Below are 716 nucleotides of genomic sequence, written 5' to 3' on the forward strand. Positions count from 1 at the left end.
TGAAAATCATCCTGAATGGCAAAAATTTGTTTACGCCATCAATTATGTTGCACGTTATTTGGCTCAGTCGATTGCAAAAGACGGCGAAGGTGCGACTAAATTGGTGACAGCTAGAGTTAAAGGGGCAACAGATATCCATGAGGCAAGAAAAATGGCGAAAAGTATTGTTTCATCCAATTTAGTTAAAACAGCAATTCATGGTGAAGATGCAAATTTTGGAAGAATTGTAACAGCGATGGGTTACGCATCAAAACATATAAATCCTCATGCGACAAACGTATTATTATGCCAAGTTGATGTGGTTAAAGCAGGCATGTCAGTGGCATTTGATGAAGCTTATTTAAAAAAACAATTGGAAGCAGACAATATCATTATAGAAGCTACTGTAGGTGATGGAGATGGGGAAGCTACCGCTTATGGCTGCGACTTATCATATGAATACGTGCGCATAAATGCGTCGTATAGAACTTAAGAGGTGTTTGATATGGATTACATTGTAATTAAAATAGGCGGGAGCACTTTGACGAATATGCATGATTCGATAATTGAAGATATTGTTGCATTAAAAAAGCAAGGTTATAAACCATTAATCGTCCACGGAGGTGGGCCTTTTATAAATCAATCTTTGGAATTACAAGAAGTAGCAACAGAATTTAAAGATGGTTTGAGAGTTACTACCCATGAAGTACTTTCTGTTACGACTCAAACATTAATTG

General features: G+C 36.9%; 2 protein-coding genes. Both read left to right on the forward strand.

Features of this window, described 5'->3' with window-relative positions; translation table 11 throughout:
• Nucleotides 1-472, forward strand: a 472-nt coding sequence (locus tag KA900_RS14640) for a bifunctional ornithine acetyltransferase/N-acetylglutamate synthase (RefSeq protein WP_210139790.1), incomplete at its 5' end; no start/stop codon positions are given.
• A gap of 12 nt (nucleotides 473-484) precedes the next feature.
• Nucleotides 485-716 (forward strand): amino acid kinase family protein (locus KA900_RS14645; protein ID WP_481906342.1); only part of this gene is annotated, 232 nt, incomplete at its 3' end.

The organism is Staphylococcus sp. GDY8P120P (assembly GCF_017892065.1).
Lineage (GTDB): Bacteria > Bacillota > Bacilli > Staphylococcales > Staphylococcaceae > Staphylococcus > Staphylococcus nepalensis.